The sequence below is a fragment of the Kitasatospora sp. NPDC057904 genome, from assembly GCF_042887925.1.
Taxonomy (GTDB): domain Bacteria; phylum Actinomycetota; class Actinomycetes; order Streptomycetales; family Streptomycetaceae; genus Kitasatospora.
Genome location: NZ_JBHVOL010000002.1, coordinates 585,619 through 605,207, shown reverse-complemented (window position 1 = coordinate 605,207; position 19,589 = coordinate 585,619). Strand labels below are relative to the sequence as shown.

At 73.8% G+C, this 19,589-nt stretch carries 18 protein-coding genes; 8 read left to right on the top strand and 10 right to left on the bottom strand.

Going from position 1 to position 19,589, the window contains the following annotated elements:
- The first annotated feature begins 62 nt into the window (after positions 1–62).
- From ACFVSN_RS08075 to ACFVSN_RS08065, 3 genes are all read left to right on the top strand, one after another.
- Complete coding sequence (locus ACFVSN_RS08075) at positions 63–416, top strand: hypothetical protein (RefSeq protein ID WP_380503367.1); 354 nt, start codon at positions 63–65, stop codon at positions 414–416.
- 87 nt (positions 417–503) lie between these two features.
- Complete coding sequence (locus ACFVSN_RS08070) at positions 504–1,517, top strand: LysR family transcriptional regulator (RefSeq protein WP_387954050.1); 1,014 nt, start codon at positions 504–506, stop codon at positions 1,515–1,517.
- Between the two features lie 207 nt (positions 1,518–1,724).
- Entirely contained in the window at positions 1,725–2,315 is a 591-nt protein-coding gene (locus ACFVSN_RS08065) for a DUF3592 domain-containing protein (RefSeq protein WP_387954048.1), read from the top strand.
- 28 nt (positions 2,316–2,343) lie between these two features.
- Here ACFVSN_RS08065 and ACFVSN_RS08060 read toward each other — a convergent pair whose 3' ends face one another.
- From ACFVSN_RS08060 to ACFVSN_RS08050, 3 genes are read right to left on the bottom strand one after another with little or no spacing between them, the layout of a single operon-like run.
- Complete coding sequence (locus ACFVSN_RS08060; protein WP_387954046.1) at positions 2,344–2,670, bottom strand: SDR family NAD(P)-dependent oxidoreductase; 327 nt, start codon at positions 2,668–2,670, stop codon at positions 2,344–2,346.
- Between the two features lie 34 nt (positions 2,671–2,704).
- On the bottom strand, positions 2,705–4,123 hold the full coding sequence (locus ACFVSN_RS08055; protein WP_387954045.1) for a sensor histidine kinase: 1,419 nt from the start codon (positions 4,121–4,123) through the stop codon (positions 2,705–2,707).
- Positions 4,120–4,785, bottom strand: a complete 666-nt coding sequence (locus tag ACFVSN_RS08050; protein WP_387588632.1) for a response regulator transcription factor — start codon at positions 4,783–4,785, stop codon at positions 4,120–4,122. Before ACFVSN_RS08050 ends, ACFVSN_RS08055 begins: the two co-directional genes overlap by 4 nt.
- A 166-nt stretch (positions 4,786–4,951) precedes the next feature.
- Here ACFVSN_RS08050 and ACFVSN_RS08045 point away from each other — a divergent pair, with 166 nt between their 5' ends.
- Complete coding sequence (locus ACFVSN_RS08045) at positions 4,952–6,205, top strand: hypothetical protein (RefSeq protein ID WP_387954043.1); 1,254 nt, start codon at positions 4,952–4,954, stop codon at positions 6,203–6,205.
- A gap of 119 nt (positions 6,206–6,324) precedes the next feature.
- On the opposite strand, the gene ACFVSN_RS08040 is transcribed toward ACFVSN_RS08045, so the two are convergent.
- From ACFVSN_RS08040 to ACFVSN_RS08010, 7 genes are all read right to left on the bottom strand, one after another.
- The gene (locus ACFVSN_RS08040) at positions 6,325–7,050 is read right to left on the bottom strand and encodes a siderophore-interacting protein (protein ID WP_387954041.1); all 726 of its coding nucleotides are present in this window, start codon (positions 7,048–7,050) and stop codon (positions 6,325–6,327) included.
- Positions 7,051–7,091: 41 nt separating this feature from the next.
- Entirely contained in the window at positions 7,092–8,249 is a 1,158-nt protein-coding gene (locus tag ACFVSN_RS08035; protein ID WP_387954039.1) for a CopD family protein, read from the bottom strand.
- A gap of 175 nt (positions 8,250–8,424) precedes the next feature.
- Positions 8,425–9,846, bottom strand: a complete 1,422-nt coding sequence (locus ACFVSN_RS08030; protein WP_387954037.1) for an MATE family efflux transporter — start codon at positions 9,844–9,846, stop codon at positions 8,425–8,427.
- Positions 9,847–9,851: 5 nt separating this feature from the next.
- Positions 9,852–10,883, bottom strand: a complete 1,032-nt coding sequence (locus ACFVSN_RS08025) for a cysteine synthase family protein (protein WP_387954035.1) — start codon at positions 10,881–10,883, stop codon at positions 9,852–9,854.
- A gap of 40 nt (positions 10,884–10,923) precedes the next feature.
- Positions 10,924–12,264, bottom strand: a complete 1,341-nt coding sequence (locus ACFVSN_RS08020) for a Y4yA family PLP-dependent enzyme (protein ID WP_387954033.1) — start codon at positions 12,262–12,264, stop codon at positions 10,924–10,926.
- The gene (locus ACFVSN_RS08015; protein ID WP_387954032.1) at positions 12,255–13,244 is read right to left on the bottom strand and encodes an ornithine cyclodeaminase family protein; all 990 of its coding nucleotides are present in this window, start codon (positions 13,242–13,244) and stop codon (positions 12,255–12,257) included. Before ACFVSN_RS08015 ends, ACFVSN_RS08020 begins: the two co-directional genes overlap by 10 nt.
- Positions 13,245–13,307: 63 nt before the next feature.
- Positions 13,308–14,297, bottom strand: a complete 990-nt coding sequence (locus tag ACFVSN_RS08010; protein ID WP_387588648.1) for a TauD/TfdA family dioxygenase — start codon at positions 14,295–14,297, stop codon at positions 13,308–13,310.
- A 377-nt stretch (positions 14,298–14,674) separates the two neighbouring features.
- Between ACFVSN_RS08010 and ACFVSN_RS08005 the strand changes: the two genes are divergently transcribed.
- From ACFVSN_RS08005 to ACFVSN_RS07990, 4 genes are read left to right on the top strand one after another with little or no spacing between them, the layout of a single operon-like run.
- Entirely contained in the window at positions 14,675–16,234 is a 1,560-nt protein-coding gene (locus tag ACFVSN_RS08005; RefSeq protein ID WP_387954030.1) for an ABC transporter substrate-binding protein, read from the top strand.
- The gene (locus ACFVSN_RS08000; RefSeq protein ID WP_387954028.1) at positions 16,231–17,229 is read left to right on the top strand and encodes an ABC transporter permease; all 999 of its coding nucleotides are present in this window, start codon (positions 16,231–16,233) and stop codon (positions 17,227–17,229) included. The genes ACFVSN_RS08005 and ACFVSN_RS08000 overlap by 4 nt, the downstream gene beginning before the upstream one ends.
- A complete protein-coding gene (locus ACFVSN_RS07995) occupies positions 17,226–18,077 on the top strand; it encodes an ABC transporter permease subunit (protein ID WP_387954026.1) in 852 nt (283 codons plus the stop codon). Before ACFVSN_RS08000 ends, ACFVSN_RS07995 begins: the two co-directional genes overlap by 4 nt.
- Positions 18,074–19,531, top strand: coding sequence for an ABC transporter ATP-binding protein (locus ACFVSN_RS07990; protein WP_387954024.1), 1,458 nt, complete (start codon positions 18,074–18,076; stop codon positions 19,529–19,531). Before ACFVSN_RS07995 ends, ACFVSN_RS07990 begins: the two co-directional genes overlap by 4 nt.
- The last annotated feature ends 58 nt before the right edge of the window (positions 19,532–19,589 follow it).

Below are 19,589 nucleotides of genomic sequence, written 5' to 3'. Positions count from 1 at the left end.
ACGTCGCGCCGCCCTCCCAGTAGGCTTCCGCAGCAGTGACGTCGGCGGGGAGGACGCGGAACATGCTCGGCTGGTGGATCGGCATCACGGAACTGAGCCCCGATGAATACGACCGGGCAATCCCCGAGCAGCGCCGTGACTTCGTTCTCGCCAGGTGGGAGATCGGGGCGTCAGGGATCACGTGGGTGGAGGAGCTGGTGGCCGCGGGCAAGGCCGAGCAGTTGATCCGCGGCGGGTACCCCAACCGCTACACCGCCCGCGCGGAGCACGTCCTGCCCCTGCTCGCCGCCGGTGCGGTGCCCGGCTCCGGTACCGGAACGTGGGTCCAGGCCCGTGCCGTGGAGACGCATCCGGAACGGATCGCCGCGTGCCCGGCCGACCGGGCACTGACGATCGAGGTCTGGGACCTGTCCTAGGGACGCTCGGACGAGCGGTCCGGACCGGCGCCGCGGCCTCTGCCAGGATGGGCGTCCTCGACCCGGGCGGTGCGAAAGGGCGGCGCAGTGGTGGAACTCGACCCGAAGAGACTGCTGATCCTGCGCCAGATCGCCGACTCCGGCAGCGTGGCGGGCGCCTCGCGCGCCCTCGGCCACACGCCCTCCGCGGTGTCCCAGCAGCTGAGCCGGCTGGAACGCGAGGTCGGCGTCCCGCTGGTGGACCGCACCGGCGGACGGGCCGAACTGACCACCGCCGGACGCCTGCTGGCCGGCTACGGCGACCGGATCGGCCAGGCGCTCCAGGACGCGGCCCGCGACCTGCGGGCACTCGGCGGGGCCGCCGCCGGCCCGGTCGCCATCGGTGTGCCGCCGCCCGCCATCACGTTCTTCGCCACCACCGCCGTCCACCTGCTCGCCCGCACCCACCCCGACCTCGTCCCCCGGCTGGTGGAGACCGGGCGGCAGGAGGGGCTGCGCGCACTCCGCCTGGGCGAACTGGACGTCCTCGTCATCGAGGACGACCGGCAGGAGCCCACCCCGCTGCCGCCCGGCGTCGAGGCGAGCGTCATGTTCGAGGACGCCTACCGCCTGGTCGTTCCGGCCGACTGGCCGTCGCCCGCCGACCCCGCCCAGCTGTCCGGCCGCCCCTGGATCACCGCCCCGGCCGGCTCCCCCCGGCAGCTGGCCTTCCAGCGCCTGGCTGCCGAGCACAGCATCGTGCCGCTGGTGGAGCACACCGCCCGCTACCGCTTCGCCGTCTACACCATGCTCGCCGCGCGCCTCGGCGCCGCGATCCTGCCCGCGAACGCCGCCGCCCTGATCGGCCCGGGCGCCGGCACCGTCACCTCGCTGCCGGTGCCCGGCTCCTACCTGGTGCGGCTGCTGCGGCGCACCGGCCCGTGGGGCGCGCCCCCGGCGGTACGGGCGGCGGGCGAGGCGCTCCAGAGCGCGCTGCTGACGGCGGGCGAGCGGCTGGCGGCGCAGGGCCTGACCGACGGTGAGCCGCGGGTGAGCAGCCACCTGGTCGATCCCGGCGAGCGGACCGCGCCCGGCGGGCCGTCCGCCACGCCTGTGCCGTAAGCATCGCTGAACGCCGGGGGTGAGCACCGCTTTCTGGTGCCGGTTCCGCGCCTCTGCCAGCGTGGCCGGGTGACCACCACCGCGGACGACCGACCTCCCGCTCCTCCGACTCCTCCCGCTCCTCCGACTCCGCCGACTCCCGAGGACCGACGGCCCCCCGCCGCCCCGAGCCGGGCCGGGGGCCCGCGCCGCCGGGTGGGAGGCGCCGTGCGCCTGCTCCAACGCGCGGCCTGGGCCGCGGTGTTGGCCGGCGCGGTGACGACGGCCTGCACCCCGTGGGGCTCGACGCCCTGGTACGCCGGCTGGAGGGGTGCGGCCGGTGCGGCGGCAGTCGCGGCGCTGGCCGGACCGGTGAGCGTCGCCCTGGGCGAGAGCCCGCGCTCCGGCTCCGTGGCCGGCGCCCTGTTCCGCAGCGCCCTGCTCGCCCTGATGCTCTGCGTGTTCGCCGGCGGTTTCGCCTTCTCCCTCAGCGGCTGGTTCCACCAGCACGACCGCGATGTTCATGCCACGCTCCGGGTGTCCGCCACCGTCACCGGCTGCCACGACAGCGGCGACACCAGCACCGAGTGCACCTACCACTGGACGGCGGACGGGCACGAGTACCGCGCCGACGAGGGCGCGGACGAGCAGTGGCCCGACGGACACCGGGTCGGCGTACGGATCGACCCCGTGCACCCGCAGCGGGCTCCCGTCACCGGCGGCGGCTACTGGCCGCTGTGGATCATGGTCGCCGTGGGCGGGCTCGGCACCCCGTTCATCCTGTGTGCCTGGTGCCTCCTGGAGGAGCCCACGGAGTAGAGCCGGAAGGGGGCGAGGGGTGATCGGGTCAGGCCTGGCCGGCGGGGCGCAGCAGGATCTCGTGGATGGCCAGGTGCCGGGGGCGCTGGAGGGCGAAGGTGATGACCTCGGCGACGTCCTCGGCGGTGACCTGGGCGACGTCGTAGAGCTGCCGGGCGCCCTGGCGGGTCGCTTCGTGGGTGATGTGGGTGGGCAGCTCGGTGGCGACGACGCCGGGCTCGATGACGGTGACGCGGACGTCGGGCAGCAGCTCCTTGCGCAGCGACTCCGACCAGCCGTTGATGCCGAACTTGGTGGCCGCGTACACGCCGCTGCCGGCGTTGGCGACCCGGCCGGACGGCGAGGAAGGCCCCACCGGGACGTGAGCCCCGGCGACGGCCGCGGGAGGCTCATCCCGTCGGCAGGGAGAGCTCGAAGCAGCCGCCGGCGCCGGTGGCCGGCCGACCGAGGGTGAGGTCGCCGCCTGCCGCGCGGGCGAGGCGGCGGGCCAGGGCCAGGCCGAGGCCGGCGCCGTCGTGGCCGTCCCCGGGATCGGCCCGGCGTCCTGGCTCGAACACCGCCTCGCCCACCCCCTCGGGGATGCCCGGGCCGTCGTCGCTGACCACCACCGTGACCGAGCCGGGCCGGCCCGCGCACTCCATGGTCACCGACGTCCGGGCGTAGCGGCGCGCGTTGTCGAGCAGCGGCGCCAGGATGCGCTCGACGATCGGGGCCGAGACTCCGGCCACGACCTGTGCGTCACCCCCGTGTACCCGAACCGGCGGCGCGTGCGGGAACTCCTGGGCGCTGCGCTCGGCCAGCGTGGCCAGCAGCGGCGCGAGCAGGCAGCGGCCCGGCGCCTCGCCGGGTCCGCCGCCCGCGCCGATCCCGTCGCGGGCCTGGGAGAGCAGCGTCTCGCAGATCTCCCGCATCCGCGCCGAGCTCTCGGCGATGGCGCGGTGGGCGGCCTGTTGTTCGGCGGCGTCCCGGGGCCTCGCCAGCAGCCAGTCCGTCTCGGCCGTGATCCGGGCCAGCGGTGTGCGGAGCTCGTGCGAGAGCTCCGCGGTGAGCTGCTGCTCGTGCCGCAGGACGGCGGCCAGCCGGTCCAGCAGTTCGTCGAGGTTGCCGGCGAGGGCGGACAGTTCGGCCGGGCGCCGTGCGGTGCCGAAGCGGCGGGTGGTGTCGGCGGCGCTCCAGGCCGCCGCCTGGGCGCTCATCGCCGCCACCGGGCGCAGCGCGCCTCCGACCACGGCCCGGGTGACGAGGTACACGGCCGCGAGCATGAGGGCGGCGAGGGCCGCCGCCGCGGTCAGGGCGAGTTCGGCCGTGGGTTCTCCGGGGTCCGGTCCGACGGCGGCCACGACGGCGCCGACGCGTCGGTCGCCCGCGAGGACGGGCAGGACGTAGAGGCGGGCGGGGTCGGGTCCGGTGCTGCGGCTGAACCCGGCGGGGCCGCCGGCGAGCCGGTCGGCGGTGTTCTGGAGGGCGCGCGAGGCGGTCGGGCGTTCCAGGGCCTGGTCGTCCTGGTAGATCCAGACGCCGACGTCGAGGGCGCTGTCGTCGGCGGGTTCGTCGATGGTGAGCCTGCCGTCGGCGGAGGGGCGGACGGTGGCGGCCGCCGCCGTGGCCCGGGTGCGCAGCAGTTCGTCGGCCTGGCTGTTCAGTTGTGCGGTGAGCAGCCCTTGGAAGACGGCCGTCAGCACGGCCACCCAGATCGCGATGCTGACCAGGGCGATCAGTGCCAGGCGGCCGCGCAGAGTGCGGGGACGCAGCGAACGCAGCCGTGTCGGCAGCCGGTGGGGGCGGATCCGCCCGGTGGAGGGTCTCATTCGAACCGGTAGCCCACGCCGCGCACCGTGGCGATGCCGTGCGCGCCGTCCACCTGGCGCAGCTTGCGACGCAGGCGCGCCAGGTACTGGTCGAGGGTGTTGTCGGTGACCATGGCGCCCTCCGGCCAGCCCGCGCGCAGCAGCGCCCGCCTGCGGACGACGGCTCCGGGTACGGCCATCAGGCAGGCCAGCAGCCGGAACTCGGTGGGGGTCAGGGCGACCGAGCAGTCCCGTCCGGCCAGGACGTGCCGGGCCGGGTCGAGGCGCAGCTCCGAGCCCCCGCCGCCGGGTTCGCAGCCGAACCGGCGCATGGCGGCGCGCAGCCGCGCGGCGAGCTCGGCCATGTGGAAGGGCTTGGCCAGGTAGTCGTCACCGCCGGCCGAGAACCCGGACAGCCGGTCGGTGAGTCCGCCGTGCGCGGTCAGGAACACCACGGGCACGGCGAAGCCGTGGGCGCGCATCGCCTGGCACACGTCCCGGCCGTCGGAGTCGGGCAGGCCGATGTCCAGCACCACGGCGTCGACCTGCTGCCGCACCGCGCGCAGCGCACTCGCGCCGTCGGCGGCCGTCAGCACGTCGAACTGTTCCTCGCGCAGGCCGCGGGCCAGGGCCTCGCGCAGTCCGTGGTCGTCCTCGACGACCAGTACCCGGTGATCGGTCATCGGCACAGTATCGCCCGTCCGGATGAGAGCAGCCTGGGCGGCTCAGGACGCCGGGGGCCGCCTCCCGGCAGGTGGCCCCGTGCCGCTGTGCCCTGCGGTGACCTCGCGGATTCCCGCGGTGACGCGCTCAGGTTGTGTTCAGGTCGCGCGTGTCAGCCTCGGCGTCATGACATCCACCATGGAGCGATCCGGGGCCGCGTCGCTCGGCCGCCAGTTGATCAACAAGGTGCCCGAGGTCACGATCTGGTTCTGGGTGATCAAGATCCTCTGCACCACGGTCGGCGAGAGCTTCGCCGACTGGATCAACACGACCCTCGGCGTCGGCCTGGTCGACACCTCGTTGATCTTCACCGCCGTGCTGGCCGGCGCCCTGGGCTGGCAGCTCGGTACCAAGCGCTACGTCCCGTTCGTGTACTGGCTCACCGTCGTGGTGCTGAGCGTGACCGGCACCCTGTACACCGACATCCTCACCGACAGCCAGGGCGTCCCCCTCGCGGTGAGCAGCGGCGTGTTCGCCGGCGTCCTCGCCGTCGTCTTCGGGATCTGGTACGCGCGTGAGCGGACGCTGTCGATCCACAGCATCGTCACCCGCTCCCGTGAACTCTTCTACTGGCTCGCGGTCCTGGTGACCTTCGCCCTCGGCACCGCGGTCGGCGACTGGACCCTGGAGCTGACGGGCTGGGCCCCGGGCGTGTCGGTGCTCCTTCCGCTCGGGCTGATCGCCGCGATCGTCGTCGGTCGGCGCCTCGGCGCCGGCGCGGTGCTCTCCTTCTGGCTGGCCTACATCCTCACCCGCCCGCTCGGCGCCAACCTCGGCGACTGGCTCGCCTCGCCGAGCAGCGACGGGGGCCTGGGCCTGGGCACCGCCGTGACCAGCGTGATCTTCCTGGCCGCGATCCTCGCCACGGTCGTCCACCTCACCCGGAGCCGCAGCGACGTCATCGAGGCCGACGACGAGGCCCGCACGCCGCAGGCGGCGAACCCGGCGCGTGAGCGGGTCATGCTCGGCTACTTCGCCCTCGTGGCGGTGGCGGCCGGAGCGCTGCTCGTGTGGGCGAACCAGCAACCGCACGCGGCCGTGGCCGGCGAGGCCGACGCCCCGGCACCCGTGGCCGCTTCCCTCACGCCGCAGCAGGCGACGTCCTCCTTCCCCCCGGCGGAGATCGCGAAGTTCCGCACCATCGCGTCCGACACCCTGGCCAAGCTCGACGCCGGGGACCAGAAGGCCGCGACCAGCCGGGTGAAGGACCTGGAGACGGCGTGGGACGACGACCAGGACAGCCTCCAGCCCAAGAACGGGCAGGCCTGGCACTTCCTCGACGGCGAGATCGACCACGTCCTGACGTCGCTGCGCGCCTCGCACCCGGACAAGGCCGCCGAGGTCCAGGCGCTCGACACCTTCCTCGCCTCGCTCGGCTGACCGGCCGCGACACCGACTGCCCGCCGCTCGGCGCAGTGCCGAACTCGGGCGCTGCGGAGGGCGGGAGCAACGTGGTGCCCGGTCGAGGGGACCGTCCCTCGGCCGGGCACCACGGGTCTTCAGGGCCGCCAGTACCCGAGGGCGTGGGTGCGGGGCCTGGGGACGCCGAGGTCCTTGCGGACGAACCGGGCGAGTTCACGCGTGGTGACGGTGTCGCAGGCGATCCACACGTACGCCTCGGCCGGGTCGCCGAGCAGGCCGGGCAGGGCCGTGCGGACCTGGGCCGCCAGTCGTCCCCCGGCGTCCTCCCGGGGGGCGAACCGGAAGTCGTGGTGGTCACGGCCGCTTCGCGACACCGGCAGTCGTTCGTCGCTGTCGTGCTGGGTCTCCAGCCAGATCGTCGCCGGCACGCCCGGCAGTGCGCGCAGCAGGGAGCCGATCGCGGGGGCCGAGGCGCGGTCGCCGACGAGGAACATCCGGCGGGGCGTCGGCTCGGGGGCCGCGAACGCGGATCCCTGGACGGTCGCCTGGATGGAGTCGCCGGGCGCCGCCGCGCTCGCCCAGCGGCTGGCCGGGCCGTCGTGGAGTGCGAAGTCGATGCCGAACGTCCCCGCGGCGGGGTCCGGGTCGACCAGGGTGTAGGCGCGCTGGTGCGGGCGGCCCGCCTCCGGGAACCACAGCCGCACCCACATGGTGGGGTGCACGCCGGTGGCGTCCAGCATGCCGCCGTCCGCGAAGCGCACCCGGCGGCAGTCCGTGGTGACGTCCTCCGCGGCGGTCACCGTGAACGCGAAGTCCCGGCCCCGCATCACCTTGAGGGCCAGGCCCTCCCAACCTCGTCCCATGGCACTCCTCGATCCCGTGGATGGTGAAAGCGACCGGTGGGTCAGGCAGTCGCAGGCGTGGCCGGCCGGCGGGCCAGGGCGTCGGAGGCCTTCGCCGTCGCGTACAGGGAGACGGCCAGCGCGATGGTGAGGGCGGCGCCGCCGGCGAAGACGGTGCCGGAGGAGACGGCCTTCGGGCTGCCGGCCTCGGTGCGGGCCGAGCCGGAGATGAACGGCATCACGGCGAGCACGGCGACGCCGAGGACGACCTCGCCCCAGACGACCTTGGGGAAGTGCCGGAGCGTCAGGTGCAGCAGCGAGGTGGTGTCGTCGGCGGCACGCGCCCGGACGATCCGGGGCATCAGCCAGAACTGGTTGAAGGCGCCCGCGACGACCAGCCCGGCGACCAGGAGGATCTTGACGAGCAGGGCGACGCCGTAGCCGGTGGTCCACAGCTGCGAGATGCCGCCGACGTGCTTCCAGCTCAGCCACAGGCCGGAGACGGTGACCGCGCCGACGCAGACCATGGCGACGAGGCCGAAGCGCCGCCACATGTCGGCCCACAGCAGCCCGGCGCCGTCGCCGAGGCTCTTGCGGGTGCCGGCCAGGGCGACGAGCAGGGCCAGGCCGCCGAGCCAGACGGTGCCGGACACGATGTGGGCCTGGTCGAAGACCGGGTTCAGCCACCCGTCGAGGTCGGCGGGGGCGGTGGCCGGCACGGCGCCGATCAGGGTGACAGCGAGGGAGAGCGGCAGCGCGGCGAGGGCGATCCGGTCCACGTGGCGGCGGGCGGTCGGCGCGAAGAGGGCGATCAGGGCGGCGGCGGTCACGACCAGGACGGCGTTCTGGACGAGGTAGACCGTGCCCTGGGCGATCCAGGCGCCCTTGGCCGCGGGCGCCTGCAGGTAGTCCCATACCCGGCCAGGGGCGAGCGCGTCGCCGAAGGGCATGCCCTTGCCGGCGCGGGCGACGCGGGCGGCGAGCTGGAAGTAGCCCGCGACCAGCAGGACCACTCCGGCCCAGGCGAGGTAGCCGGCGGACCGTCTGCGCAGGATCTCGGCGTCCCCGGTGCTCGTTTCCGGGGCGCGCAGGGCCGGGCGCACGGTGGCCGCATAGGTGACGGTGGCTCCGACGGCCCCGCTGAGGCCGAGGAAGTAGCCGGTCTTGGTGAGGACCCGCCAGAGCTGGGGCATGGCGTATCCGGCCGTGTTCGCGGCCAACGAAGCATAGTGCATAAGGTAAGGCTAACCTAAATCTTATTCGGGGTCATGACATGGGGGCGAAATTGCCGACCGTCACCGTCGTGTGGGCCGTGGGGCCGATCAGGGCTGGTCGTTGGCCCTGACCGGCCCCACGGCTCACACGACGGACCGGTGCGGTGACCGCGGCAGGTGCTCAGGTGCCGACCGCAGCGGATTCGGCGGTGGTGGTGCCGGCTCGCGCGGTCAGGGCGAGGCCGTAGCGGCGCAGCAGGAGGACGGCCGTGGTGGCCAGGCCGATGAGCAGGCCGAGCCACAGGCCGCGGGTCTCGCCACCGAGGGGGTAGGCGAGGAGCCAGGCGGCGGGCAGGCCGACGGCCCAGTAGCCGATGAGGGTGATGCGGAAGCCGCTCCTGGTGTCGTCGAGGCCGCGCAGGAGGCCGACGCCGATGTTCTGGGCGCAGTCGAAGAACTGCAGGACGGCGACGACAGCGAGGAGCCCGGTGGCGATGTGCAGGCCCTGCTGGTCGGCAGCCGTGCCGGGGTCGAAATAGGGCCGCAGGACGAGGCGGGGCACGGTGAGGTAGGCGATGCCGACCAGGGTGGTGACGACGGCACCGCAGGCCAGTGCGGTGTTCTTGATGCGGCGGGCGGCTGCGTATGCGCCGAGGGCGAGTTCGCGGCTGACGTTGATGGAGGCGGCGTGGGAGAGGCCGACGGCGACCTGGAAGACGATGTAGATCAACTGGTTGACGGCGGTGTGGGCGGCGAGCGCGGCGGCGCCGAAGCTGCCGGCGAGGAGGGCGGTGACGGAGAAGAACCCGGCCTCGGATCCGTAGGTGGCGGCGATCGGGGCCCCGAGACCGAGCAGGCGGCGCACCGTGCCGGGGTCTGCGCGCCAGAAGTCCGGGGTCAGCAGGGGCGCGAGCCGGGAGTCGCGGCGGGCGGAGGCGTAGAGGGCGAGGAAGGAGAGCAGGTGGACGCTGCTGGTGGCCACCCCGATGCCGGTGAGGCCGAGCTTGGGCAGGCCCCAGGTGCCGTGGATGAACGCCCAGTTGAGCGCGGCGTTGACGGCGACGGAGGCGATGGTGATCCGCAGCAGCGCCTGCGGGCGGCGCATGCCGACGGTGAACTGGCGGATCGCCTGGAACCAGAGGCAGGGCACCAGGCCGGGGGCGAGCGCGGCGAGCATGCCCTGGGCGCGGTGGGCGACATCCGCGTCCTGGCCGAGCCGGGTCGCGGCCTGGCCGATGAGGACCATGAGGATGGCGCCCGCGATGCCGGTGAGGGTGGCGACGGCCATCGCCGCCCGCACCAGGCCGCGCACCTCGTCCCCGTTCCCGGCCTCGGCGGCTGCGCCCTCGCTCCGTTCGGCGCGGGCGGCGGCGGCCGCGACCTGGTTGCCGACGGAGGTGACGAGCCCGACGCCCATGGTGCGCAGTTGGTTGAAGACGACCAGGGCGAGGCCGCCGGCCGCCAGGGCCTCGGTGCCGAGGGCGCCCATCATGATGGTGTCGGTGGTGGTGAGGGCGACCTGGGCGAGCTGGGTGAGGACGAGCGGGACGGCGAGGGCGGCGAGGGCGCGGCCGTCGCGGGCGAGGGTGGTCAGCTGCTGCATTGTCTTCAGTTCCTGCGGAGCTTGGTCAGCGTCTCGTCGATCCCCGCTTCGAGCGCCGGGTCGAGGAGGTCGCGGGCGGTCATCCAGTCGTCGTTGAAGACGGTGTCCATGTACTTCTCGCCGCCGTCGTTGACGAAGGCGACCATGACGGCGTCGGGGGCGAGGCGGGTCAGCCGGTCCAGGGCCTCGTGCACGACGCCGCCCGCGGAGCCGCCGATGAGCAGGCCGGTGCGGCGGGCGACGGTCCGGGCGGTGGCGAAGGCCTCGACGTCGCCGACCTTGACGCCTTCGTCGATGAGGTCGTAGTCGACGAGCAGGCCGATGGTGGCGCCTTCGGGGGTTCCGGTGCCGGACTGGTAGTAGTCGTGGGCGGGTGGGCCGAAGGCGACGGAGCCCTTGGGCTCGACGCCGACGACCGCGACGCCGGGTACGTGCCTCTTGAGCTCGCGGGCGGTGCCGCACAGGCCGCCGCCGGTGCCGACGGCACCGATCAGGACGTCGACCCGGTTGTCGAGCGCCTGGGCGATCTCGCGGCCGACCGCGTAGTAACCGACCGCGTTGCTGGGGTTGTTGTGCTGTTCGGTGAAGAAGGTGTTGTCCTTGCCGCGGGCCATGTCCTCGGCGAGTTCCTCGCGAGCGGCGGTGTGGAGTTCCTCGCCGTCGGTGTCGGCGTCGACGTGGACGAGCTCGGTGCCCATGGCCTTCATGCCGCGCAGCTTGTCGGCGGCGGCGTGGTTGTCGACGACGGCGGTGAAGCGGTAGCCGCGTTCGGCGGCGACGACGGCGAGTCCGAGGCCGGTGTTGCCGGAGGTGGACTCGATGATGTGGCCGCCCTCGCGCAGGTCGCCGCGCCGTTCGGCGTCGAGGACCATCTGGCGGGCCATGCGGATCTTCGCGCTGCCGGTGGGGTTGAACATCTCCAGTTTGAGGAGCAGGCGGGCGCCGTTGTCGGCGCGGGCGAGTTCGAACAGCGGGGTGTAGCCGATGAGGTCGGAGATCCGGCTGACCACCGGGGGGCGGGTCAGGGCGTCGGTCATGGCGTGAGGCTCCGTCGGGATGCGGTGTGCGGGGTGGTGGTCAGCGGTCGAGGCGCCAGCGGGGCCGGCTGCCCCCGTCGGGGTGGTCGATGACGACCTTCGGCGGCAGCGGCAGCTCGTGGAAGGGGGACTCGTTGGAGTCCATCTGGTAGCCCGCGGTGTTGGGGTAGACGAGCAGGTCGCCGACCCGGGGCCGGGCGGGGAAGGGGACTTTGCGCCAGGTGAGCAGGTCGGAGTCCAGGCAGCTCGCGCCGCCGACGCACGCCGGGAAGGGCCCGGGCGTCGTCTCCGGCGAGCGCGCGGGGAGCAGCTGCGGTTCGGGCAGGTACTCGCTGTCGAACCACTGCTCGGACAGGCTCAGGCTGGTGCCGTCGACGGTGACAATGCCGTACCCGGTGCGGTCCTTGACGCCCTGGACGCGGAAGACCGAGGCTCCGGCCCGGTCCAGCAGGGCGCGGCCGGGCTCCAGCAGCAGCATGACGCCGGCCTCGCGCAGTCGGGTCGCGAGGCTCGCACCCGTGCCGCCCGGCCGGGCGGCGAGGATCGCGCGCAGGGCGTCGGATCCGGCGACGGGGGAGTGGTAGGGGTAGAAGTCGCTTGCGGCGAAGGACTTCTGGCCGTGGTAGTGCGCGGGGCCCTGCTCGGTGAGGAAGGCGTCCCAGGTGTCGGCGGCGACGTAGTCGACGGGGAATCCGCCGCCGATGCTGATCCGGTCCGCCTGCAGGCCCGACATCCTCGCCTTGAGGCAGAGTTCGACGAGTTCTCCGGCGAGGTCGGCGCGGGCCTGGATCTCGTAGCCGGAGAGGTGGAAGCTGAACCCTTCCATGCGGACGGTGTCGCCGGCCCGGGCGCACCGGTCCAGCGCCTGCTGCAGCTGTGCGTCGTCGAGGCCGAAGCGGCTGCGGCGTTGCGAGGGCGGGTGGCGGCGCAACAGGACCCGGGCCGGGCGCTCGCCCGTGCGGGCGAGCAGCCGGTCGAGTTCGTCGAGGGCGTCGACGGCGATCAGCGCACCCTGCCGCACGGCCACGCTCAGCAGTTGCTCGGACTTGGCCGGCCCGGTGACGACGAGGTCCTCGCCGCGCACTCCGTGGCCCAGCGCCTCGCGCAGCTCGCCGAGGGAGGCGACGTCGACGCCCGCGCCCGCGGCGGCACAGCGGTCGATGAACACGCCGGCCTTGTTGGCCTTCTTGGCGTAGTACACGCGGCCTTCGACTCCGGCATCGGTGAGTGCGGCGCGGAAGCCGGCCAGGTTGGTGTCGAAGCGTTCGGGCAGCAGGTAGTGGAAGGGGCCGCCGAGGCCGTGGGCGAGTTCGTGGAGCAGGCCGCTCGCGTGCAGACGTTCGGTCAGCGGGTCGGGGTGGGCGGGCAGGGTCAGCGCCACAGGGCCACCTCGGTGCCGAGGTCCTGGGCGGCGGCGAGCTGGGCGAAGCGGTGGCCCAGCGCGATGTCGGTGACGACGAGTCCGCTGTTGTAGGCGAAGATCCGCTGCCCGGGGGCGGTGCGGGCCTTGGAGACGCCGGAGATGACGACGGGCAGCTCCAGGTCGACGGCGGGCAGGTTGCCGTCGGCATCGGCCATGTCGGTGCCGGTGACGCGCATCTGGGCCTCGCTGGTGGCGATCACCCGGTCCGCGCGGTGGAGGGTGGACGGCGCGAGGCCGTGACCGACGAGGATCGACACCGAGTCGGGCTTGAGCCAGTCGGCCTCGACGGCGGCCGGGGTGTGGCCGCCGGCGGTCGCGACGATGACGTCGGCGTCGCGGGCGGCGGCCTTGAGGTCGGTGACCAGTTCCAGCTCGCGATCGGGGAAGTGGCGGGCGAGTTCGGCGCGGACGGCGGCGATGCCGTCGGGGTGGGTGCCGGACAGCAGCAGGCGCTCCAGCTTCGGCAGGGTGGTGAGCAGGAACGGCAGGGCGAGGCGGCCCTGGGTGCCGGTGCCGATGACCAGTGCGGTCGAGGCGTCGGGGCCGGCGCACTCGCGGGCCAGCAGCGCGGAGACGGCCGGGGTACGCAGGGAGCCGATGCGCGAGCAGTCCATCATCGCGACGGGTAGGCCGGTGACGTCGTCGTAGACGGTCAGCGTCGTGTAGTAGTGCTGCTCGTCGCGGCCCTTGTCGAGGCCGTGCTTGTACGAGGTCTTGACGGCGACGACGTTGCGCACGCCGTCGCGTCCGAGCATGGCGTAGGACACCGAGTGGCCGTCGGCGGGCTTGACGGTGAGTTTGCGCGGGTTGTCGGACTGGCCGGCGGCCAGGGTGCGGTAGGCCTGTTCGACGGTGTCGACGACGTCGGCGAGGCCGATGTCCAGGCCGGCGAGGTCGCTGGTGGACAGTACGCGCAGGGTGGTGTCGTCCCGGTCCATGGATGTGCCCTTTCGAGGTGGTGGGGCGGCGTCGGTGATGGCGGTTCAGACGAGTCAGACGGGTCAGGCGGCCCAGGCGGTGAGGGCGGCCTGGCCGTAGCCGTGTTCGTCGTGCTCGGCGAGCGGGCGGGTGGGACGGTCCTCGACGCGGACGGAGGCGCGCTTGAGCCAGCGGTCGGTGCCGTCGTAGCGGGCCCGGAAGGGGACGCGGCCGTGGACGACGAGGTCGTTGTCGACGACCAGGACGTCCCCCGGCTCCAGGCTCACCGCGACCGAGACGCGGGCCAGCTCCTCACCGAGGCGCTCGTACGCCTCCCGCCACGCCCGGTCGGTCTTCTCCAGCGGGGTGTAGGCGGGGTCGTAGCGCATGGTCAGGCCGTCGGGACCGTCGAAGAGGGTGGGTACCGGGGCCGGCCGGCCGCCGAACTTCCGGGCCTGCTCGTAGGCGTCGTCGGGCAGGATCGGCGCGACGGGGCGCTTGAGCTGTTCCAGGTCGGCCTGCGCGAGTTCGGCCAGGCGCACACTGGCGGCGGTGGTGGCGATGCCGTCGTGGTTGCGCATGCAGCACAGCAGCAGCAGGTGGGCGCGGCCGGGGTGGAAGGCGTCCTCGGTGTGCGGGGTGAGCAGGACCGAGCTGGACGCGCCGGTCTGCTCGCTCTCGTGGCCCGGCGAGGGGACGATGTTGTGCACGAACCGGCCGTCCTGCTGGCCGTCCCAGGCGATCGGAGTGCCCATCAGGGCGGAGACGAGCAGCAGGGTCACGTCCCACAGCGCGCCGGCGTCCGCGACGGTCGACCAGTGGCCCGGGGTCGGGCCGAGCTCGGCGTCGTCGACGGTCAGGCCGCGCAGGACGAACAGGCCGTCAGCGGTGTCGACCGGGCGCAGCCGGTGGCGCAGCGCCTCGCTGAGCTGCGCGCACATGACGGGCAGGTCGGCCAGCAGGGAGGGGCTGGTCGCGGAGCCGTGGAAGGCCAGCAACTTGGCGGCGGTGGTGGTGAGTTCCGTGGCGGTGGCGGTGTCGAGACGGCGTACCGGGGCAGGGCAGGTGGGCACGGGGGGACCTTCCGGGGACAGGGGAGGAGAGATGGCGCGGGCACGTGGCATCACCGCGCCGGTGCGGGACGGCGGCGGGAGCTGGGCGTGGGGGTGTGGTCCGGGGCGGCTCGAACGGCCGGACGACAGGAAACGTAACAACGACTCCGAAGTAAGGCAAGCCTTACCCGGTCCGGTGTCTACATGTGCGTAGTCTCGGTTTCGGGTGGCGGCGCAGGCGGCGCACGGGCTCAACTCCCCAGCTCATGGCCTGTCTTGCGGTTGAAGGGCGCACGGTCCGAGGTGTGGTGCGCCGTGCTCGGCGGCTTGCGCCCCGTCTCGAACTTAGGGTAGGTAAACCTAAGCAAATCGAGCGCGACCCGAATCGAGGAACGAACGTGGGCGTCACCAGACGACAGCTGCTGTGGGCCGGTGCCGGTATCGGGGCGGCCGGGGCACTCGCTGCCTGCAGCAGTGGCGCGGGCGGATCCACGAGCGCCGCTCCCTCTGACGGCACCTCCCAACAGCCCCGCGCCGGCGGCACGTTGAAGGTCGGCGCGCTCGGCAAGGCCTCGGCGGTCACCCGCGACCCGCACGGGACCCAGGCCAACGAGAGCGACTACCTGATCATCAGCCTGATCTACGACACGCTCGCGATACCCGGGGACAGGACCAACACGGCCCCGCGCCTGGCCGCTTCGTGGAAGCCGTCCGAGGACCTGAAGACCTGGCGCTTCACCCTCGCCGACGGCGCCACCTTCCACGACGGCACCCCCGTCACCGCCGACGACGTGGTCTGGTCGCTCAAGCGCCTGCGCAACACCCCGGCGGGAAAGAGCCGTCTGCCCGGTATCCAGCCCGAGGGCATCACGGCCGAGGACGCCAGGACCGTCGTCCTGGTCTCCGACTACCCCAACGCCGACCTGCCGCTGCTGACCCGCCTGACCACCTTCGTCCTCAAGAAGGACACCAAGGACGACGCGATCGCCGGCGCCCCCGGCACCGGCCCGTTCAAGATCGACTGGTACCGCGACGGCAACGCCCGCCTGGTGCGCAACGACACCTGGTACGGCGGCAAGGTCCTCCTCGATGCCGTCGAGGTGCGGCTGTTCGAGAGCCCCCAAGCCATGGCCAACGCCCTGCTCGCCGGGCAGATCGACGTCGCCTCCAACGTCGGCGCCGTCGCCGCCCGCACCGCCGAGGCCCGCAAGGACGTCCGGATCCTGCGCCGGCCCAACGACATGGCGATGCCGATCGTCATGCGCACCGCCGACGGCCCGTTCGCCGACGTGCGGGTGCGCGAGGCCCTGCGGCTCGCCGTCGACCGCGACGCCATGGTCAAGCAGGTCCTCTCCGGCTACGGCAGCGTCGCCAACGACATCCTCGGCGCCGGCGACCCCGCCTTCGCCAAGGACATCCCGCAGCGCACCCGCGACCTCGCCAAGGCCAGGCAGCTGCTCGCCGACGCCGCCTTCGACACCTCCAAGACCTACGACCTGATCACCACCGAGGACATCGCCGGCCTCGCCGAGTCCGCGACCCTGTTCGCCACCCAGGCCCGCGAGGCCGGGGTGAAGATCAACGTCGTGAAGCAGGACTCCAAGGTGTTCTGGGACGCCACCTGGCTCAAGGGCACGCTCTACACCACCTACTGGGGCACCAACGACTCCGTCGTCTTCTTCGCCTCCAAGACGATGCTCTCCGACGCCGGCCAGAACGAGTCCGGCTGGAACGAGCCCGCCTTCGACGAGACCTACCGCAAGGCCATGGGCACCGCCGACGCCGCCGAGCGCGACAAGCTCCTCCACCAGCTCCAGGAGACCGAGTTCGCCGAGTCCGGCTACCTGCTGTGGGGCATGGCCGACGGCATCGACCTCGCCGGAGCGGCCGTGCGCGACCTGCCCAAGCTCCCCGGCTACGGCCGGGTGCAGCTCGAGAAGACCTGGCTGGCGCGTTGACCACCCTTCACCCCGCGGACGCGCGAGCGTCCCGGAGCCACCCGGCCCGCACCCTCCCCGGTGCGGGCCGGGTCGCCCGGCAGGCCCTGCGGCGCCTGGTCCTGCTCGTCGTCCTGCTCGCCGCCGTCTTCGCCGCCGTCGAACTCCTGCCGGGCGACGCCGCGGGCGCGACCTCGGACCGGGGTGTCACCGCCGCCGACCTCGCCGCCCGCCGCGCCGCCCTCGGGCTCGACCGCCCGGTAGCGCAGCGGTTCTGGGACTGGATGACCGGCCTGCCGACCGGCGACCTCGGCACCACCGCACGCGGCCGGCACGTCACCGATGTCCTGGCCGGCCCGTTCCCCAACACCCTCCTGCTCGGCGGCCTCGCGCTGGTCCTCAGCACCGTGGGCGCGCTCGCCCTCGGCGGTTGGTCCGCGCTGCGCCCGGGCGGGCGCACCGACCGGGCCGTCGACGCGCTGTCCACCGCCGCGTTCGCCCTGCCGGAGTTCGTCGTCTCGGTCGGCCTGCTCCTGCTGCTGTCCCAGTGGACCGGCTGGCTGCCGGCCGTCACGCTCACCGGCCCGGACGGCAGCCCCGAGTCCTGGACGATGACCGTCCTGCCGCTGCTCTCCCTGGCGGTCCCCCAGATCGGCTGGAACACCCGCATCGTGCGCGGAGCGCTCGCCGACCAGGCCGCCCTGCCGCACGTCCAGGCCGCGATCCTCGACGGCCTGCCGCGCCGACGCGTCCTCGGCCGCCACATTCTCCCCGGCGCCCTGCCCGCGATCGCCGTGGGCATCGCCACGTCCGCCGGCATGCTGCTCGGCGGCACCGTCGTCGTCGAGACCCTCTTCAACTACCCCGGCATCGGCGCCGTCCTGGCCGGAGCCATCACCGACCGCGACACCCCGCTCATCGCCGGGGTGGTGGCCGCCGCCGGCGCCGCCGTCAGCCTGCTCCTGCTGCTCGCCGACCTCGTCCGCGCCACCGCCCTCGGAGACGAGCGCCGATGACCTTCCCGACCACGACCACGACCCCGGCCACCGCGCCCATCCGCCGGAAGCGACGCGTCCTCGCGCGTGCCGTGCCCGCACTCGTTCTCGTCGTCCTCGCGCTCGCCGGGCCGCTCCTCGCCCCGCACCCGATCGACACCCCGGTCACCTTCCCCTACGCCGGAGCGGGCGGCGACGCACCGCTCGGCGGCGACCAGCTCGGCCGGGACGTCCTCAGCCGCCTCCTCACCGGCGGTGCACCCCTGATCGCCACCGCCCTGGCCATCGCCCTGGTCGTCACCGCGGCCGCCACCGCCATCGGCATCGCCGCCGCCCTGCGCCCCACCCTGGGCCGGTGGATCGAACACGCCGCCGACCTGACGATCCTCCTCCCTTCCGTCCTGGCCATCATGCTCGTCGCCCTCGCCTGGCCGGCCGGCGGCCGCCTCGCCGTCGCGGCCGCCGCCACCCTGCTCGGCATCCCCTATGCCGTACGCATCGTCGCCGCCGCGGCCGCCCCGATCGCCACCACCGGCTACGTCGAAGCGGCAGCCGCAGGCGGCGAGAACCTGTGGCACCTGACCGTGCGCGAGGTCCTGCCCAACCTGCGCTCCACCGTCCTCGCCCTGTTCGGCCTGCGCTTCGTCGAAGGCGTCTACATCGTCTCCGTCGCCGCCTTCCTCCAACTCGGACCCCAACCCCCGGAAGCCGACTGGGCGTTGATGATCCGCGAGAACGCGGCCGGCCTCACCCTCAACCCCTGGGCCGTCGGCGCCCCCTGCCTGGCCATCGGCCTGCTCGCCATCAGCGTCAACCTCGCCGCCGAAGCCCTCGCCCCCGCCCGGCCCACCCCGGAGACCCCGCTGTGAGCACCACCGCCGCCCACGCTGCCGCGCTGTCCATCACCCTCGACGGCACTCCGCTGCTCACCGACGCCACCCTCACCCTCACCCCGGGACACGTCACCGCGATCACCGGACCCTCCGGCGCCGGCAAGACCACCCTCCTGCGCGCCCTCGCCGGAGCACTCCCACCAGGCGCCCACGTCGCCGCCGGAACCCTCACGGTCCTCGGCCACGACATCCTCGCCCTCCCGCCCGAGGACCTGCGAGACCTCCGCCGCCACAAGCTCGCCTTCGTCGGCCAGGACCCGGGCTCCGCACTCAACCCCCGCATGCGCGTCGCACACCTCGTCACCGAGACCGCCACCGACCGCCGCGGCACCTCCGTGCCGGACCTGCTGCGCGCGGTCCACCTGCCGGCCGGCGAAGGCCTCGAACACCGGCGAACCGGGAACCTCTCCGGCGGCCAGCAGCGACGCGTCGCCCTCGCCCGCGCGCTCGCCCGACAGCCCGCCGTCCTCCTCCTCGACGAACCCACCGCCGGCCTCGACGCCGCCCTGCGCGACGACATCGCCGACCTCCTGCGCGCCATCGCCGCCGGCGACGCCATCGCCATCGCCCTCACCAGCCACGACCCGGACTTCGTGGCCCGCTGTGCCGACGACGTCCTCGTCCTGCGGCCCGAACGTCCGGCAACGACCCCGGGGACACCGGCAACGCCGCCGGCGCCCGCACGGGCTCGCGCTTCCGCGGACACGGTGCCGGTCGTGGAGGTGACGGCGCTCGACGCCCACGTCGGCACCGGTCGCAGCCGCCGCCGGGTCCTCACCGGTCTCGACCTGACCCTGCGGACCGGCACGTTGACCGGGATCACCGGCCCGTCGGGGTGCGGCAAGACCACGCTGCTGCGCACCCTCGCAGGACTCCACCGCCCCGAGGCAGGCCGAATCGCCCTCGGCGGTGAACACCTGGCCGCCACCTACCGGCGCCGCAGCCGGGACCAGCGCCGCCGCATCCAACTCGTCCCCCAGGACCCGCTCGGCGCCCTCAACCCCGCCCACACCGTCGGCGCCACCCTCGCCCGCCCGCTGAAGCTCCACTTCGCCGCGCCCGCCGACAGCCGCGGGGATCGCGTCGCCGCACTGCTCATCGCGGTGGGCCTCGCACCCGACCACGCCGCCCGGTACCCCCACGAACTCTCCGGCGGGCAGCGCCAGCGCGTCTCCATCGCCCGCGCGCTGGCCGCCGAACCCGACGTCCTGCTCTGTGACGAGATCACGTCCGCCCTCGACGCCGACACCGCCGACGGCATCATGGACCTCCTGCGCGACCTGCGCGACGGCCGGGGCCTCGCCGTCGTCCTCGTCAGCCACGACCTGCCGATGGTGGCGGCCCACGCCGACGCCGTCCTCACCCTCGGGGGCTCCGACGGAGCGTCGCTCACGGACAACCGGCCGGCCCCGAGCCCGGTGCGGAAGTGAACGCGCCCGGCCGCTGATGCCGGGGCTCACGAACCCCGCCGCGGCCGGCCCGGTGTCC

What these genes read in the sequence shown, in the direction of transcription:
- ACFVSN_RS08075 (WP_380503367.1), top strand. Translation starts at nt 63, where the DNA reads ATGCTCGGCTGGTGGATCGGCATCACGGAACTGAGCCCCGATGAATAC.
- ACFVSN_RS08015 (WP_387954032.1), bottom strand. Translation starts at nt 13,244, where the DNA reads ATGGACCGGGACGACACCACCCTGCGCGTACTGTCCACCAGCGACCTC.
- ACFVSN_RS08030 (WP_387954037.1), bottom strand. Translation starts at nt 9,846, where the DNA reads ATGCAGCAGCTGACCACCCTCGCCCGCGACGGCCGCGCCCTCGCCGCC.
- ACFVSN_RS08040 (WP_387954041.1), bottom strand. Translation starts at nt 7,050, where the DNA reads ATGGGACGAGGTTGGGAGGGCCTGGCCCTCAAGGTGATGCGGGGCCGG.
- ACFVSN_RS08055 (WP_387954045.1), bottom strand. Translation starts at nt 4,123, where the DNA reads ATGAGACCCTCCACCGGGCGGATCCGCCCCCACCGGCTGCCGACACGG.
- ACFVSN_RS07995 (WP_387954026.1), top strand. Translation starts at nt 17,226, where the DNA reads ATGACCTTCCCGACCACGACCACGACCCCGGCCACCGCGCCCATCCGC.
- ACFVSN_RS08045 (WP_387954043.1), top strand. Translation starts at nt 4,952, where the DNA reads ATGACATCCACCATGGAGCGATCCGGGGCCGCGTCGCTCGGCCGCCAG.
- ACFVSN_RS08050 (WP_387588632.1), bottom strand. Translation starts at nt 4,785, where the DNA reads ATGACCGATCACCGGGTACTGGTCGTCGAGGACGACCACGGACTGCGC.
- ACFVSN_RS08025 (WP_387954035.1), bottom strand. Translation starts at nt 10,883, where the DNA reads ATGACCGACGCCCTGACCCGCCCCCCGGTGGTCAGCCGGATCTCCGAC.